Origin of the sequence: Ureibacillus acetophenoni (assembly GCF_900220965.1) — a bacterium.
In the GTDB taxonomy this organism is placed as follows: Bacteria; Bacillota; Bacilli; order Bacillales_A; family Planococcaceae; genus Ureibacillus; species Ureibacillus acetophenoni.
This window is the reverse complement of sequence record NZ_OBQC01000009.1, coordinates 122,295-137,919: the sequence shown is the minus strand read 5'-3', so window position 1 is coordinate 137,919 and position 15,625 is coordinate 122,295. Positions and strand designations below refer to the sequence as shown.

The following is a 15,625-nucleotide window of genomic DNA, read 5'->3' as shown; positions in this document are numbered from 1 at the left end:
CACATTGAACACAAAGGGGTATTCAATAAAAGATACACAATTTTGGATCATTGTGCTGAGCTTGTCACTTGCTTCCATGTTCATCTTTGCAGCATTTTACTCGTTTCAGCCTTTGCTTCCCGTACTAACGGATGAGTTCGGCATTTCCGTTTCATCCGCTAGTATGACAATGTCGTTAGCAACAATTTCTTTAATTATAGGATTAATTGTTTTAGGATTTTTAGCAGATCGCAATGGACGTGTTTTATTTATAAAACTGTCCATTTTATTTTCTATCATCCCTATGATTTTCATTCCTATGACAGATTCATATATTGTTATTTTAATATTACGATTTATTCAAGGATTTACACTTGCTGGCGTTCCGGCTGCTGCACTAGCCTATATATCTGAAGAAATCGATCCTAAATTCAGCAGTATGGCTACTGCACTATATATATCTAGTAATCCACTTGGTGGAATGATAGGAAGAATCGTAACAGGATATTTTTCAGAAATACAATGGCAATTCGCACTTTACATATTTACTATTTTTGGACTTATCGTATTTCTTTTTGTACTATTTGCATTACCTAGATCTAAAAACTTTAAGCCAAGTGAAAGAACATTTAAGGAAGATATTAAAGGTTTTAGTTATCACATGACGAATCCAACGCTACTTTTAATGTTTGGACTTGGTATCGTATTACAAATTACATTTACTGGGGTTTGGACGTACCTCCCCTTTCATTTATCATCAGAACAATTCGGATTATCACTGGATACAATTTCACTAACCTATTTTGCATATGGATTTGGGGTAATTGGTGCACCAATTGCTGGTTGGCTTTCAAGTCGATTTACTTTAGATCGAGTACGTTTAGTTGCCATATTAGTTCTTATTTTTGGAGTTGCATTAACTATTACATCATCATTGATAATTGTACTAATAGGAATGTGCATACTTTGTTTCGGCTTCTTTACAGCTCATGCCTTAACTGCTTCGTCAGTAGGTAAAACTGCGCAACACTTAAAAGGTAGTGCTTCAAGCTTATATTTAGTTTCCTATTATATTGGGGTAGCATCTGGAAGTACACTTATTGGACCAATATATGAATCATGGAATTGGAATGGAATTATTTTAACTGCAACAATTCTCCCACTCATCTATTTAGTTTTCTTCCTTTATATGATGAGAAATATTACACTGAAATGATAAAAGGTGTTTATTGTTATAATCTAACAATAAACACCTCTTTTTTATTCCTGCATTCTATTTTCCAAGTTTTGTTGTTTTTCACGCATAATACGATCTTCTAATTCTTTCGCTTTTATGGCTTGTTTTTTTGAAATACGTTTGATTAACCTAAAAACAAAGACACATAAAATAATCATTATTAGAAATTCTATTATCGCTGGAATATAAGCTGATTTATCTTCTGGGAAATATAGGAAACCTGAATACATGGCGATAAAATTCATTAAAATCTCATCCTTTAAAATTATTCACTAACAGTGATTGATTCTATTTTAACATCTTCTAGTGGTTTATCACTCATGTTTTTCTCGACGTTCGCAATTTTGTCAACAACATCCATACCTTCAACTACATGGCCGAATACTGTATGTTTAAAGTCTAACCATGGTGTTCCACCAACACGTGCGTATTCTTCAATTACTTCTTTTGGGTATCCTGCTTGTTCCATTTGAGCAATCATATTACTTGGTACATTTTGCATTTGAACGATAAAGAATTGAGATCCATTTGTGTTCGGCCCCGCATTTGCCATAGATAATGCACCGCGAAGATTAAACAGTTCTTGGCTGAATTCGTCTTCGAAAGATCCACCCCAAATCGATTCTCCACCCATACCTGTTCCAGTTGGGTCTCCACCTTGTATCATAAAATCAGAAATAACACGGTGGAAAATAATTCCGTTATAATAACCAGATTTTGCATGGCCTAGGAAGTTTTCAACTGTTTTTGGTGCATGCTCTGGGAAAAGTTTAATTTTAATAGAACCTAAAGTTGTGTTCATTTCAACTAGTACTTCACCCGAATTTAATTCTTTCGATAATTGTGGAAACATAATGTTCTCTCCTTATTTGTAAAAGTCTACTGTTTCTTTACTACGCTTAAGTTTATCATAGAAGGTTTATTTTTTCGCTAATAATGCTTTCTAACGTTTTTAACATGCAATTAATGTATAATATATGAATACTAATTTTTAACAGTAGTCGAAAGAAGTGAAAAGTTGATGAAAAATCAGAAACATAACTTTGTCATTATACTAATAGCAAACTTCATTGTTGCTGGCTCGACGACAATGATTATGCCCTTTTTATCGTTATATATAGAGACTTTTGGTAACTTCTCTGATAATTATGTACAAACATGGGCTGGTTTAATATTTGGTGCAACATTCGTAACAGCGTTTATAATGTCACCTATTTGGGGTCGGGTTGCCGATAAGTATGGATATAAACCTATAATGATTATTAACTGTTTTGGTATCGCTACGAGTATTTTCTTAATGGGCTATGTAAATAATGTAGAACAATTTTTCATCTTAAGATTGTTTATGGGAATAACGACTGGATTTATACCAACATCTATGGCTTTTATCAGTAAACACACACCAAAAAATATAGCTGGTAAAACTCTTGGTACACTTCAAATGGGGAGTGTTGGTGGAACATTATTTGGGCCAGTCATTGGTGGAGCTTTAGCAGACCAAGTTGGATTTAACTATACATTTATATTTACGGCTATTGCAATTTCTATTGCAGCTTTATTAATTATCTTTTCAGTACATGAACCTGAAATTATTAAAAAATCTAGAAATTCTATTTATTCGCGTAAAAATGTATTATGGACAATATTTCATCACCGCTTAACCTTCAATGTCATGTTAGTTACTACACTAATTCAAGTAGGGAATTTCAGTATTCAACCGCTACTTTCTTTATATGTTTCAAATTTAACTACTTCCGAGCAGGTTGCCCTATTATCTGGAGTTGCATTTAGTGCTGCAGGAGTTGGAAATCTGTTATTTTCTCGATATTTTGGACGTTTAGCAGATCAAATTGGATATGAAAAAGTGCTAGTGGTGTTACTATTTGTTTGCTTTATCGTCATCATTCCACAAGCTTTTGTAACCTCTTTATGGCAATTGATTATTTTAAGATTATTTTATGGGATTTTTGCTGGAGGTTTAATACCAATAACAACTGCACTTTTACGACGGGAAGCACCTATTGAAATTCAAGGCGAAATTATGGGTTATAGCCAAAGTTTTCGATTTTTAGGTAATATAATCGGTCCTGTTTTAGGTGGTATTATCAGTGGTATTGCAGCCATTTCTACAGTCTTTTACCTAACGGGATTATTATTCTTTATTGCATCAGCTATCATTTATTACATTCGTAAATTACCAAAGCAATATATGGAAGATATCCTTAAAAACCATAGTAAGACTTTAAATGATTCAAATTAATAATTAATAATTAATAATTAATAATGTTCCTTTGAAATCTAGTTTTTCTTTAGTGAGGCTGTCCAAAAGCCACCATGAATATGGTATTCTTTCGAATAGAGGAAAATTTCTTGGGGGCTCAAGGTCATGAAACAGTTAGTAGGCGTAATTATTATCGTTATTACTATTCCTATCCTTTTACTTTTAGGAAATGGTTTAGTAAATGAGTTTGCCACTTTTTCGGTATACGAAAACCAATTGAATGAAGACATCCAACTTCCTGAAATTAAAAGTACATTGCCTGCTAAGATGTTTGATCGTAATGGAAATGTTTTTAACGAAGAATATGTGGAGTGGCGAGAGCCTATACAACTAGAGGACGTTCCTGAAATTATTAAACAAATCTACATTTTAAGTGAAGATACAGAATTTTATCGCCATATTGGTTTTGACTTAAGTGCCATTGCAAGGGCTTTTGTTGTAAATACTTCAAGCGAATCCATTGAACAAGGTGGTAGTACAATTACACAACAGCTTGTTCGTTTACGTTACTTAACGACAGAAAAAACCTATGAAAGAAAGTTAATGGAACTCTATTATGCTTATAAATTAGAGCAACTATATAACAAAGAGTCTATTCTAGAAATGTACTTAAATGAAATGTATTTCGGAAATCAAGTTTACGGAATTGGATCAGCTGCCACCTACTATTTTCAAAAACCATTGGAACAATTATCAATTGCACAAATGGCGTTTATCGCTGCAATTCCAAACAACCCGTCCCTATACGACCCGTTGACTAACTTTGAAAATACAAAAGCTAGACAAGAAAGATTAATTGATATACTAGCAGAAAATAATATCATTCCAAAAGAGGAAGCTACTACTTATAAACAAGAAAAAATAACTTTAACTTTAAAATCGAAAATAGCACAACATCCTGCTTATAGTACATACGTGTTAGAAGAATTAAAATGGTTAATTGCTTACAAAGAAGGGCTTGATATGAAGTTAGAACAAGCTCAAAGCGATGATGAGCGTAAAGCTTTCTTACAGGAAATTGAAACACGTTATAAAGAGGTATTAGATTCGGGTATTGAAATTCATACAGCGCTAGATGCGGTGAAGCAAGAAGAAGACCAACAAAAAATTGATTCACTTCTTTGGCCAAATAATCTTCAAGCTAGTGCGGTCGTTATTGATAATCAAACCCGGGAAATCGTTAGTTTATATGCAGGTAAACATTATAAAAAGTTTGAATTCAATCGAGCATTTCAAGCAACAAGACAACCGGGCTCTTCTTTTAAGCCTTTAATTGTCTATGCGCCACTTTTTGAAACAACAAATTACAAACCTAGCTCTATTGTGAGTGGTGGTTCAATATGTATTGGTAATTTTTGTCCTCAAAATTATGGCGGTGCAATCTATGGCAATGTCAGTATTACCACAGCCTTTAAACATAGTTACAACACATCTGCCGTTCGTTTATTAAATTCAGTTGGTATTGAAACGAGTTTTCAATATTTAGATCGTTTTCAATTCAGTTCTTTAGTAGATCAAGATCACTCCTATGCAGCTGCATTAGGTGGGTTAACATACGGAGTTTCTACTTTAGAAATGGCAGACGCTTTTAGTAGTTTTATAGATGGAAGTTACAAAAGAGCTCATAGTATACGGAAAGTGACAGATTTAGAAGGTAATATTCTATACAGCTGGCCACAGGAAAAAGAAACGATTTGGTCCCCTCACACAGTTCAATATATGCGTTCATTACTAAGTGAAGTAGTCCGTAGTGGGACAGGTGTTGGTTTGTATTCCAATACATCCTATATTGGCGCAAAAACAGGTACGACCAACGATTACAGAGATTATTGGCTAGCCGGTTTAACCGATGAATATACTTCAGCTGTATGGATTGGCTTTGATCAACCTAAGAATATGTACTATCTTGAAGACGATCAAATCCATTACAAAATATTTAATGCGATTATGCATTGAATACAAAAGTAAATTTAGATTAACCAACGACCAAAATGGAAACATTTCAATTTGGTCTTTTTTTATGTAATCAAGCAGAACTCTTTATGGAATTGTATCTACCTTTCAAATAGCATTTTGCTTTTTTTCTTCGATTGTTATGTCATATACCGTTAAAAATATTTCTATAAACAACCTAAATATCATTACATATTTAAAACATATTTAAATTTATTCATTCATAAACAATGTAAAAAGGGCACCTTACCTAAGTAAAGATAAGGCGCCTTTTATTAATTTGCAAATGGTAAACTTGCTAAAATCCCATTATAAAGTCTGAGTAATATATACAGTATTAATGTAATAAAAAGTGACCAAAAAAGTATTTCAAAGATTATAAGTCCTATCATGCCAGCCATACTCATAAATCGACTCATTTTGTAGATTGTATAGATAAAATATACAAATACAGTTAGTGCAAATACTGCCATTAAAATATTAACAGATGCTATGCCTAATACTGAAAGTAAAGAGCCGAAAAAGAAAATTACATATCCTCCTCGCGCAGCACTCATCGTTTCACCAATTTTATCTTTAGAAAAAAATAACATCCCCACTTCATGTATTGTTTGTCCGATTAGTTTTAAAGCTGAAAACAGCATAAAAAAACATAATGAAAGGACGATTAATAAAAATACACGAAGTTCTAAATCAGATAAAAATTCTCTCATTCCAGCGTAAACACCTATAGAAGATAAAACAGGTAAAATTCGATTAACCGTAAAAATTCCAAAAGATAAACTAAATAAAATAATAGTGAATAATGGTAAATAACCATACAAATATGGATTTTTCATTTAAAGCGTCCTTATCATTCTTTCAATTCTATACAATTATCATATCATATCAATTATTAATTCTATCAAGTTAGTTTGGAACATATAAGTGCATATTTAAACTATTTACAGTATAATTTAAACTATTCGGAAATTTTTTTCTTTAAATTGAGAAAGGAGGATTATTTATTTTGTTACAAATATTATGTCTTTTCATTCCCATAATAGCTGCCTTTTTTATGCCTTTTTTCTTTAAGAAGATTCGAAATGTACATACTGGCTGGTTTGTTTTGTTAGTTCCACTATTTTTAGTTATATACTACACAACTTTTATACCAGTTATTTCAAAAGGCGAAACTATTATTGAGCAGTTAAATTGGATTCCATCACTTGGTATATCTTTTGTATCCTATATTGATGGGTTAAGTTTATTATTTTCATTATTAATATCTGGAATTGGAGCATTAGTTGTTCTTTACTCAATCTTCTATTTAAATCGTAAAAAAGAGCAACTTCATAATTTCTATATTTACTTATTAATCTTTATGTCTGCGATGTTAGGCGTAGTGCAATCTGATAATATGATTACACTTTACTTATTCTGGGAACTTACGTCTATTTCATCCTTCTTATTAATCGGGTATTGGTTTAATCGTGATAAATCACGTTTTGGAGCCCTTAAGTCAATGATGATTACAGTGGCTGGTGGAATGCTTATGCTTGGAGGATTTGTTCTACTCTCTTTAATGGGCGGAACATTTTCTATACGTGCATTAATCGAACAAGCTCCTCAACTAGCAACTAATGATCTATTCATTATTGCACTCATCTTAATTTTACTTGGCGCATTTACGAAATCTGCCCAATTCCCATTCTATATTTGGTTACCTGACGCTATGGAAGCGCCAACACCTGTCAGTGCATACTTGCATTCTGCAACAATGGTTAAAGCAGGTATTTATTTAGTTGCTAGGTTTACTCCAGTATTCGCATTATCTGAAGCTTGGATATGGTTAGTTGCTGGAATTGGATTGTTAACATTATTCTGGGGTTCATTTTTTGCTTTAAAACAAACAGATTTAAAAGGAATTCTTGCTTTTTCAACGGTTAGTCAATTAGGTTTAATAATGTCATTACTAGGTGTTAGTGCAATCGCTTATCATGTTGACGGTGCAGAAGATACTGTGTTTAAATATGCAGCATTTGCAGCAATTTTCCATCTTATTAACCATGCTACATTTAAGGGAAGTTTGTTCATGATTGCAGGTATTGTCGATCATGAAACAGGTACTCGCGATATTCGTAAATTAGGTGGATTGATGAGCCTGATGCCAGTAAGTTTTACTGTTGCATTAATAGGAAGTTTCTCTATGGCTGGATTACCTCCGTTTAATGGTTTCTTAAGTAAAGAGATGTTCTTAACGGCTATGCTTTCCGTTACAGAATTTGATTTATTTAATTTCTCGACATGGGCACCACTATTTCCAATTGTTGCTTGGATTGCAAGTGTGTTCACATTTATTTATAGCTTTTACTTTGTCTTTAAGACATTTACAGGAAAGCTTAATGTCGATCAATTGCCTACTAAGCCACATGAAGCACCAATTGGTATGTTAATCTCACCTGTCATATTAGCTGGCCTTGTTGTAACAATATTCTTTATTCCAAATATTGTTACGGATACGTTTGTTAAACCAGCTGTAGTTGCTATTCAACCATTTTTATATACTAGTCCTAATGATGTCAATATTCATGTATCGGCTTGGCATGGCCCTACACCTGAATTATTTATGACTATTGGAATTGTTATCGTTGGTTTACTACTATTCCTTACATTATCAAAGTGGCAAAAGTTATATAGTATTCTACCTGAACGTTTTACTTTAAATCGTTTATATGACATCACGATTAATGAATTATTAGGTTCTTGGATGACACGTTTTTCAAAATTATATATGACGGGTTCTATCCGTAAGTACTTAGGTTATATGTTTACAGCGATTCCATTGATCGTCATTGGAACACTTATTGTAAAAAATGCATTTTCAGTTACATTTGAAGGTTCTTCACCAATTCATTTATATGCAGTAATCCTTATTGTTGTCTTAGTTATCGGAACACTTACTACTGTATTCGCTAGATCAAGGATAACTTCAATTATTGCATTAGGTTCAGTTGGATATACTGTCTCTCTATTCTTTGTCATATTTAACGCACCTGATTTGGCACTAACACAACTTGTAATTGAAACGATATCAGTAGCACTATTCTTGATGGCTTTTTACCACTTACCAAAATTCTCAAAAGTAGAGGAACGTACACGTTTTAAGTTTGGTAGAGCCTTTATATCAATTGCTGTTGGGGTAATGGTGACACTTGTTGCCTTATCAAGTCACTCACAGAAGTTTATAGAATCTATTTCTAACTACTACAAAGAAACTGTTTACACTGAAGCTGGTGGAGGAAATATAGTAAACGTTATTTTAGTTGATTACCGAGGTTTCGATACTTTGTTTGAAATAGCTGTATTAGCAATTGCAGGCATTTCCATTTTCGCAATGATTAAATTACGTTTAAGCAGAAAGGAGAAAAATTATGAAAGTAAATAACGTCATATTGCAATTCACTGCAAAGATCGTATTTTTCATTATTTTCTTCTTTGCTGTTCATATTTTCTTTGCAGGACATTATACACCTGGTGGCGGATTTGTTGGGGGACTTGTAACAGCAAGTGCAATTGTATTATTAGTTATTGCATTTGATTTAAATACGGTTCATAAACTTCTTCCAATTAACTATATTTATGTAGTTGCAATTGGTTTGATTTTAGCTTTAGGAACAGCTGCAATTTCAATGTTTGTTGAACAGCCGTTTTTCACACACTTTTTTGATTATTTCTATTTGCCTTTGTTCGGAAAAACATCGCTACATACTGCAGCTTTGTTCGATTTAGGTGTTTATCTGGTTGTTGTTGGTGTTACGATGACCATTATTCAAACGATAGGGGATGATGAATAATGGAAATTATTATGGCATTCGTTTGTGGATTTTTATTTATGGCAGCCATTTACTTAATTCTTTCAAGAAGTTTACTTAGAATTATTATTGGAACTGGACTATTAAGTCATGGGGCTCACTTACTCATTATAACTATGGGTGGTTTTGGAGGAAATAACCCCCCTGTGTTAGCAGATGGAGTAACAGAATATGTTGACCCACTCCCACAAGCGTTAATATTAACAGCTATTGTTATTAGTTTTGGTGTAACTGCATTCTTTCTAGTATTGGCATATCGCTCGTACCAAGAGTTGAAGACGGATGATATGACTCAAATGAAAGGAAGTGAAGATCATGAATAACTTTCTTTTGTTACCTATCATCATTCCATTTTTCTTTGCAATGATTTTAATGTTTGGTCAAAAGAATTTGAAATATCAACGAATAACAACAATATTAGGGTTAATCATTTCGATCATTTGTGCATTTGCTCTACTGTTTAATGTAAAAGAAAATGGTCCTCAAACATTGACACTTGGTAGTTGGCCTGCACCGTTTGGTATAACTATGGTTTCAGATATGTTATCCGCGTTGCTAGTCTTAACAACTCTTGTAATCGCATTTTTTATCGTTTGGTATGGCTTTGGTTCCATTGGTAAGGAACGTGAACGTTTCTTCTATTATCCTGGTGTAATGTTTATTCTTACTGGGGTAAATGGAGCATTTACTACAGGTGATATTTTTAACATGTTTGTATTTTTTGAGGTCCTCTTAATGGCTTCTTACTTACTCATCGTACTTGGTGGTGAAAAATCTCAACTAAGAGAATCCATTAAATATATATTAGTAAATGTAATTTCTTCTGCGTTATTCGTTATTACAGTCGCTTATCTATATTCAGTAGTTGGGACATTAAATATGGCCGATATATCAGTGAAAATTGCTGAAATTAACCAACCTGGAATTGTTACAGTTATTGCTGTCCTATTCTTATTGGTATTTGGTATGAAAGCAGCAATATTCCCACTCTATTTTTGGCTACCAAACGCTTATGCAGCACCCCCAATACCAGTACTTGCTTTGTTCGGTGCTTTATTAACAAAAGTTGGGGTTTATGCGATTATGCGTACATATACACTATTCTTTACCCATGATTTAGCCTTTACTCATGAGTTACTACTTGTACTTGCGATTCTAACAATTATCGCTGGAAGTATAGGCGCATTAGCTCATTTTGATGTAAAACAGATTATTATTTATAATATTGTGATTGCAGTAGGAGTTATTTTATTTGGTGTTGCACAAATGAATGAAGCGGCTCTTGAAGGGGCGGTTTTCTATTTAGTCCATGATATGATTATTAAAGCTGCATTGTTTATGTTAATAGGCATTGTAATATATATAACTGGAACGACAAACCTAAGGCAAATGGGTGGATTAATGAAAAACTATCCAGCATTAGGTTGGTTCTATTTAATCGCCGCCCTAGGCTTAGCAGGAGTCCCTCCTTTGAGTGGTTTTATCGGTAAGCTTTTAATTATACAAGGTGGTTTCGAGGCAGGAAATACTTGGTCAAGTATTTTCATATTGGCCTCTAGTCTTGTCGTTTTACTATCAGTAATTCGAATCTTTATCTATGCATTTTGGGGTGAACAGGGACAGGTTTCAAACAATATCAATAAAACAACATACAACATTATGTTCTACCCTACAGTACTATTAGTATTTATTTCAATTCTGTATGGAGTTGGTACTGAATTCGTTGTTCCGTTTATAGATGATGCAGCAAAATTATTATCCGATCCGTCCATTTATACTGATGCAGTGTTGAAAGGAGGAAACTAATATGTCCTTTCAAATATTATTGAATATATTTTTAGCTTTCCTTTTAATGTTTTTAACATCTAACTATTCACCATCAGGTTTCGTTATAGGTTACTTATTGGGATTACTTTCAATAGTAGCGCTTAGAAGGTTTTTTAAAACTCGATTATATATCGGACGAGTTTGGTCAGTTATATTATTAATCTTTCTTTTTATAAAAGAATTGATATTAGCCAATATTTCTGTACTGATACTTGTTTTAAGACCAAAATTACAAATGCAACCTGCCTTTTTTAAGTACGATACTGAGTTAAAAGAAGATTGGGAAATAACACTGTTATCAAGTTTAATTACCTTAACACCAGGTACTGTCGTTGTGCATGTATCAGATGATAACAAATCGTTATTTATCCATGTAATTGATAGTAACGATATTAATGAAACAATTGATTCGATTAAAAACTCCTTTGAAAAGGCAATCTTGGAGGTGTCCCGCTCATGACATATTTTATTTGGACTGCTATTGTAATTATTGCAATTTCAATGGTTGCTCTTACCTATCGTGTAGTAAAAGGCCCAACACCTTCTGATCGAGTTATCGCTCTAGATGCACTAGGTATAACATTAATTTGTATTGTAGGATTATTTTCAATTTTAGTAGGTACTAATTTCTTCCTAGAAATTATTTTACTGCTTGCAATTTTATCTTTTATTGGGACAGTAGCCTTCTCTAAATTTATAGAGAAAGGGGATATTATTACTCGTGACGATTCTCGCTAATACTCTAGTTATATTTTTTATATCTGTTGGTCTATTGTTTATCGTTGTAACAGTAATTGGTCTTGTTCGTTTACCTGATTTGTACTCAAGATCACATGCAGCATCCAAAAGTTCAACTTTAGGCGTTATGTGTATTCTATTAGGTGTATTTTTTCACTTTTGGTTAAATGAAAATCATTTTAACCCTGGAATTCTCTTAGGTGTCGTATTCTTATTCATTACTGGTCCGGTTGGTGCTCATATAATGAGCCGGTCTTCGTATATTGCAGGAGTTAAACCTTGGTCAGGAACAGTTCGCGACGATTTAAAAGAGGAATTTAAGGGAAAATTGAAAAATAAAAAAATATAAACAAAGAAGCGTTTTTTCTGCGCTTGTCATTTCTAGGGAGCATCAAATAGATGCTCCTTTTTAATTACATTTAGCTATTTAACGAAGATACGAATCCTAACTTTCATTTCAATAGTATCTTTCAAATTAGTTAAAGATTTACTCTATATCAATACTTTAAAGATGAGCTTGTATAATAGTTTTTAATAATTCTTTCTTATCACTATTCCCTGTTTTCCTTTTCAATACAATTCGTATTGAAAAGAAAAAAGCGCGAACATGTCGCGCTTCATTTTAATAGTATCTTCTATGATGTCTTCTAGGATAGTGATAATATGGTTGGTACGGATAAGGTCTATAATACGGTGGTCTGTAGTAATGTGGATAACGATAATTATCTGGGTAAAGAACATTACCTAGAAATCCGCCTAGTAATCCACCTAAAAATGGATAACCAAAACCATAGCCGCCGCCTCCATAGCCGCCTCTATAATAATTTGTCATACTATTCCTCCTTTTCTTTTGTAACATATGTTAGAAAAGGAAGAGTAGTTATGCAGTTGCCTATTAAGATTTTAGTGACTAGTTAAAAACTATTTCGTTCTTGTTGTAATTCTTGGAATCGTTCTATAAATGTTGCCATTGTACGAACCATCACACCTGTTCCACCTTTTGGACCTATATCATTTCCTGATTTTGAATCAGAAGTTCCAGCAATGTCTAGATGGATCCATGGAGTGTTTTCTACAAACTCCCCTACAAATCCGCCACCAAAAATCATATGACCATCGCTACCTGGTGAATTGTTTAAATCAGCAACATCAGATTTACGAATTCGTTTTTTATCGTTTTCTGTTAACGGCATACCCCAAACAAATTCGCCTGTTTCGATACTTGCTTCGATAAATGCATCGAAAAATGCTTCGTTATTTGAAAGAGCTCCTGTTTTATCGAAACCTAATGCAGTGATTACTCCTCCAGTAAGAGTTGCTACGTCAATTAAGTAATTAGCTCCTTGTTGTTTTGCGTAAGTAACTGCATCAGCTAATACAAGACGTCCTTCCGCATCCGAATTTAAATTCTCTACTGTTTTCCCACTATAGGTAGTAATAATATCATCTGGTTTCATCGCATCACTTGAAATCATATTATCTGTTGCACCGATTACAGCAACAACATTTTGGTCAGGTCTTGTTTCACCAACAATTCTCATTGCTCCTAGAACTGCAGCAGCTCCACCCATATCACCTTTCATGCCGACCATACTTGCTTTCGGTTTAATAGAGTAACCACCTGTATCATAAGTGACACCTTTTCCTACTAAACCAACAACTTGATCCCACTCTTCTGTTGCTTTATATTTTAATGTAATTAATCGTGGTTCAATAGAAGATCCACGGTTAACCGCTAAAATTCCACCCATTCCAAGCTCTTCAAGTTCAGCTTTGTTTAAAATTTCAACTTCGAAATCATATTGTTTAGCCAGTTCAACAGCATAATCTGCAAGGTCAGGTGCTGTTAGAAGATTTGGTGGTTTATTTACTAAACTTCTTGCTTCATTTACTGAGTCAGCATATACTTTCCCAACCTTGAAACTTGCAACAAGTTCATCAATATCCGCTTCTGTTACAAATTCAACTGACTCAATGTAAGTGTTAGGTTCATTTGATGTTGTTTTATAGTGAGGGATTGTATAATATCCCATTCCAATTCCTTCAGCAGATAAAAAGGCAATGTCGTTTTCATCAATTGGTGCAGCTGTAAATGATTCCAGCCAAATTGAGATGTTTGTTGCTTTTAATTTCTTTAATTCTTTCCCAACTAAACCAAATGTTTCTCTTAGAATTTGGTCAGTTAATGTTTTTTGGTCACCTAATCCAACAAATAAAATTCTTTTTAGATTTTGATTCGACGTAATAACAGGAATTTTCGTTAATTTTTTTGAGCCAGTATCAATATCTCCTGATTTGATAAATTCTTCAAATGAATCTCCAAAAAAGGAAATAAACTGTTCCCATCCTTTTACTTGATTCGAATTTTTTCTTACGCCAATAATAAGTAATTCAGATGTTACAGTTTCAAACGCTTTTGTTTCTTTTAATATTTTCATTTTTGAACTCCTCCCATAATTCCTATTTTATAACATAAATGAAATTTACAATAATATAAAGTGAATTTAATGAAGAATCTGTTATTTCTTAAAAGATAATTATGCTATACTTTATTTTATAAAATAAGAAAGGTAGGGATTTTTCGTTTTGGCATTATTACAGAATACACCTTTATTATTAGCATTATTTTCTATTCTGTTCGCACAATTCATCAAAGTTCCTATTCATTTCGTTCTTACGAAAAAGGTGAATTGGTCGCTATTAACATCAACAGGCGGTATGCCAAGTTCTCATTCAGCTGCTGTAACAAGTTTAGCAACTGCAGTTGGGTTTGAAACCGGCTTAAGCTCCCCTACCTTCGCAGTAGCCGCAATGTTTGCTGGGATTGTCATGTATGATGCAAGTGGTGTTCGTTACCAAGCTGGACAACATGCTGCAGCGCTGAACCAAATACGAGATGATTTACATGTATTTTTTAAAGAAATCTCTAGATGGCCAGACAAATCTCAAGAAGAGAAACACGAAGAACTAAAAACATTATTAGGTCATAAGCCTAGTGAAGTATTATCAGGTGCCGTTACAGGGATACTGATCGCTATCATTTATTACAATTTTATTGGTTAAAAAAAGTGCCATCGAAAAACGATAGCACTTTTTTTCTTCATTAAAGTTGTGGAAATCGTTAAAACATCCGGTAACCGCTTTTTCGTAAAAACAAGATTACAATTCCAGCAACGATTGCCCCTGCAAATCCCCCAACTAAAATTGCAATATCAACAACTTGTAATGAGAGAATTTTATCCCATAACGCAGGGAAAGCTGTACCTGCTTTAAATATGTAATCTAAGAAACTAACTTCATCAATGATAAATATGACAACGATTGGGTAAACAATTACCATTAACCATGTCATACGTAGAAGCATGTTTAATAAAAATCCAATACCAAAGAACATAACAAAGAATAGTACGATTGATATTATTAATTGAACTATGGAAACTGAACCACTCATCTATGTATACCTCCGATTTTCTCTTAACTAGTGTAACCTATATATGAAACGCTTTCAAATAGAAAAGTAGAGAGTGAGTCGGCTTTGTGATGACCAGAGTATGAATAAAATATCTAAAGTTAATGTTTATTTAAGGTAACCGAATGGCCAGTCGAATTTCAAAATTTAAAATTGATCCTCTGGCGAAATCTGGATACGACTTATTTAAAATTAAGTGCAAATTGCACATAATTTTGGATAAGTCGTATGGCAATTTCGGTAATAGACAAAATTGAAATTTTCATTCCCAATAAAAAACAAGCGTA

Annotated in this window: 17 protein-coding genes; 11 read left to right on the top strand and 6 right to left on the bottom strand. The window is 33.3% G+C overall.

The window, feature by feature from the left end; translation table 11 throughout:
* Positions 1-4: 4 nt before the first annotated feature.
* On the top strand, positions 5-1,195 hold the full coding sequence (locus CRO45_RS12800; protein WP_141400332.1) for an MFS transporter: 1,191 nt from the start codon (positions 5-7) through the stop codon (positions 1,193-1,195).
* Positions 1,196-1,239: 44 nt separating this feature from the next.
* Here CRO45_RS12800 and CRO45_RS12795 read toward each other — a convergent pair whose 3' ends face one another.
* Both CRO45_RS12795 and CRO45_RS12790 read right to left on the bottom strand, forming a co-directional pair.
* Positions 1,240-1,461 (bottom strand): hypothetical protein, encoded by a 222-nt coding sequence (locus tag CRO45_RS12795; RefSeq protein WP_097150042.1) that lies wholly within the window; start codon positions 1,459-1,461, stop codon positions 1,240-1,242.
* A 20-nt stretch (positions 1,462-1,481) separates the two neighbouring features.
* Positions 1,482-2,069: a peptidylprolyl isomerase gene (locus tag CRO45_RS12790; protein WP_097150041.1), complete on the bottom strand. Its 588-nt coding sequence runs from the start codon at positions 2,067-2,069 to the stop codon at positions 1,482-1,484.
* 168 nt (positions 2,070-2,237) lie between these two features.
* Here CRO45_RS12790 and CRO45_RS12785 point away from each other — a divergent pair, with 168 nt between their 5' ends.
* Together CRO45_RS12785 and CRO45_RS12780 are read left to right on the top strand one after the other, a co-directional pair.
* Positions 2,238-3,476: an MFS transporter gene (locus tag CRO45_RS12785; RefSeq protein ID WP_097150040.1), complete on the top strand. Its 1,239-nt coding sequence runs from the start codon at positions 2,238-2,240 to the stop codon at positions 3,474-3,476.
* Between the two features lie 126 nt (positions 3,477-3,602).
* Positions 3,603-5,453 (top strand): transglycosylase domain-containing protein, encoded by a 1,851-nt coding sequence (locus tag CRO45_RS12780; protein ID WP_097150039.1) that lies wholly within the window; start codon positions 3,603-3,605, stop codon positions 5,451-5,453.
* A gap of 272 nt (positions 5,454-5,725) precedes the next feature.
* On the opposite strand, the gene CRO45_RS12775 is transcribed toward CRO45_RS12780, so the two are convergent.
* On the bottom strand, positions 5,726-6,289 hold the full coding sequence (locus tag CRO45_RS12775) for a DUF5366 family protein (RefSeq protein WP_097150038.1): 564 nt from the start codon (positions 6,287-6,289) through the stop codon (positions 5,726-5,728).
* A 170-nt stretch (positions 6,290-6,459) separates the two neighbouring features.
* Here CRO45_RS12775 and CRO45_RS12770 point away from each other — a divergent pair, with 170 nt between their 5' ends.
* The 7 genes from CRO45_RS12770 to mnhG are packed head-to-tail and all read left to right on the top strand — an operon-like array spanning position 6,460 to position 12,218.
* Positions 6,460-8,877, top strand: a complete 2,418-nt coding sequence (locus CRO45_RS12770; RefSeq protein WP_097150037.1) for a Na+/H+ antiporter subunit A — start codon at positions 6,460-6,462, stop codon at positions 8,875-8,877.
* Positions 8,864-9,286 carry a Na(+)/H(+) antiporter subunit B gene (locus CRO45_RS12765; protein WP_097150036.1) on the top strand — a complete coding sequence of 141 codons (423 nt, stop codon included), beginning with the start codon at positions 8,864-8,866 and terminating at the stop codon, positions 9,284-9,286. Before CRO45_RS12770 ends, CRO45_RS12765 begins: the two co-directional genes overlap by 14 nt.
* Entirely contained in the window at positions 9,286-9,627 is a 342-nt protein-coding gene (locus tag CRO45_RS12760) for a Na(+)/H(+) antiporter subunit C (protein ID WP_097150035.1), read from the top strand. The genes CRO45_RS12765 and CRO45_RS12760 overlap by 1 nt, the downstream gene beginning before the upstream one ends.
* The gene (locus tag CRO45_RS12755; protein ID WP_097150034.1) at positions 9,620-11,110 is read left to right on the top strand and encodes a Na+/H+ antiporter subunit D; all 1,491 of its coding nucleotides are present in this window, start codon (positions 9,620-9,622) and stop codon (positions 11,108-11,110) included. Before CRO45_RS12760 ends, CRO45_RS12755 begins: the two co-directional genes overlap by 8 nt.
* Before the next feature lies 1 nt (position 11,111).
* A complete protein-coding gene (locus CRO45_RS12750; protein ID WP_097150033.1) occupies positions 11,112-11,591 on the top strand; it encodes a Na+/H+ antiporter subunit E in 480 nt (159 codons plus the stop codon).
* A complete protein-coding gene (locus CRO45_RS12745; RefSeq protein ID WP_097150032.1) occupies positions 11,588-11,869 on the top strand; it encodes a Na(+)/H(+) antiporter subunit F1 in 282 nt (93 codons plus the stop codon). Before CRO45_RS12750 ends, CRO45_RS12745 begins: the two co-directional genes overlap by 4 nt.
* Complete coding sequence (gene mnhG, locus CRO45_RS12740) at positions 11,853-12,218, top strand: monovalent cation/H(+) antiporter subunit G (RefSeq protein WP_097150031.1); 366 nt, start codon at positions 11,853-11,855, stop codon at positions 12,216-12,218. The genes CRO45_RS12745 and mnhG overlap by 17 nt, the downstream gene beginning before the upstream one ends.
* 273 nt (positions 12,219-12,491) lie before the next feature.
* On the opposite strand, the gene CRO45_RS12735 is transcribed toward mnhG, so the two are convergent.
* Entirely contained in the window at positions 12,492-12,701 is a 210-nt protein-coding gene (locus CRO45_RS12735; protein WP_097150030.1) for a hypothetical protein, read from the bottom strand.
* A gap of 82 nt (positions 12,702-12,783) precedes the next feature.
* Positions 12,784-14,307 carry a leucyl aminopeptidase gene (locus CRO45_RS12730; RefSeq protein ID WP_097150029.1) on the bottom strand — a complete coding sequence of 508 codons (1,524 nt, stop codon included), beginning with the start codon at positions 14,305-14,307 and terminating at the stop codon, positions 12,784-12,786.
* 148 nt (positions 14,308-14,455) lie between these two features.
* Here CRO45_RS12730 and CRO45_RS12725 point away from each other — a divergent pair, with 148 nt between their 5' ends.
* A complete protein-coding gene (locus CRO45_RS12725; protein ID WP_097150028.1) occupies positions 14,456-14,932 on the top strand; it encodes a divergent PAP2 family protein in 477 nt (158 codons plus the stop codon).
* Between the two features lie 58 nt (positions 14,933-14,990).
* Here the strand turns inward: CRO45_RS12725 and CRO45_RS12720 are convergent, their stop codons facing one another.
* Positions 14,991-15,320, bottom strand: a complete 330-nt coding sequence (locus tag CRO45_RS12720) for a YuiB family protein (protein ID WP_097150027.1) — start codon at positions 15,318-15,320, stop codon at positions 14,991-14,993.
* Between the last annotated feature and the right edge of the window lie 305 nt (positions 15,321-15,625).

What these genes read in the sequence shown, in the direction of transcription:
- CRO45_RS12795 (WP_097150042.1), bottom strand. Translation starts at nt 1,461, where the DNA reads ATGAATTTTATCGCCATGTATTCAGGTTTCCTATATTTCCCAGAAGAT.
- CRO45_RS12790 (WP_097150041.1), bottom strand. Translation starts at nt 2,069, where the DNA reads ATGTTTCCACAATTATCGAAAGAATTAAATTCGGGTGAAGTACTAGTT.
- CRO45_RS12785 (WP_097150040.1), top strand. Translation starts at nt 2,238, where the DNA reads ATGAAAAATCAGAAACATAACTTTGTCATTATACTAATAGCAAACTTC.
- CRO45_RS12780 (WP_097150039.1), top strand. Translation starts at nt 3,603, where the DNA reads ATGAAACAGTTAGTAGGCGTAATTATTATCGTTATTACTATTCCTATC.
- CRO45_RS12775 (WP_097150038.1), bottom strand. Translation starts at nt 6,289, where the DNA reads ATGAAAAATCCATATTTGTATGGTTATTTACCATTATTCACTATTATT.
- CRO45_RS12765 (WP_097150036.1), top strand. Translation starts at nt 8,864, where the DNA reads ATGAAAGTAAATAACGTCATATTGCAATTCACTGCAAAGATCGTATTT.
- CRO45_RS12760 (WP_097150035.1), top strand. Translation starts at nt 9,286, where the DNA reads ATGGAAATTATTATGGCATTCGTTTGTGGATTTTTATTTATGGCAGCC.
- CRO45_RS12755 (WP_097150034.1), top strand. Translation starts at nt 9,620, where the DNA reads ATGAATAACTTTCTTTTGTTACCTATCATCATTCCATTTTTCTTTGCA.
- CRO45_RS12750 (WP_097150033.1), top strand. Translation starts at nt 11,112, where the DNA reads ATGTCCTTTCAAATATTATTGAATATATTTTTAGCTTTCCTTTTAATG.
- CRO45_RS12745 (WP_097150032.1), top strand. Translation starts at nt 11,588, where the DNA reads ATGACATATTTTATTTGGACTGCTATTGTAATTATTGCAATTTCAATG.
- CRO45_RS12735 (WP_097150030.1), bottom strand. Translation starts at nt 12,701, where the DNA reads ATGACAAATTATTATAGAGGCGGCTATGGAGGCGGCGGCTATGGTTTT.
- CRO45_RS12730 (WP_097150029.1), bottom strand. Translation starts at nt 14,307, where the DNA reads ATGAAAATATTAAAAGAAACAAAAGCGTTTGAAACTGTAACATCTGAA.
- CRO45_RS12720 (WP_097150027.1), bottom strand. Translation starts at nt 15,320, where the DNA reads ATGAGTGGTTCAGTTTCCATAGTTCAATTAATAATATCAATCGTACTA.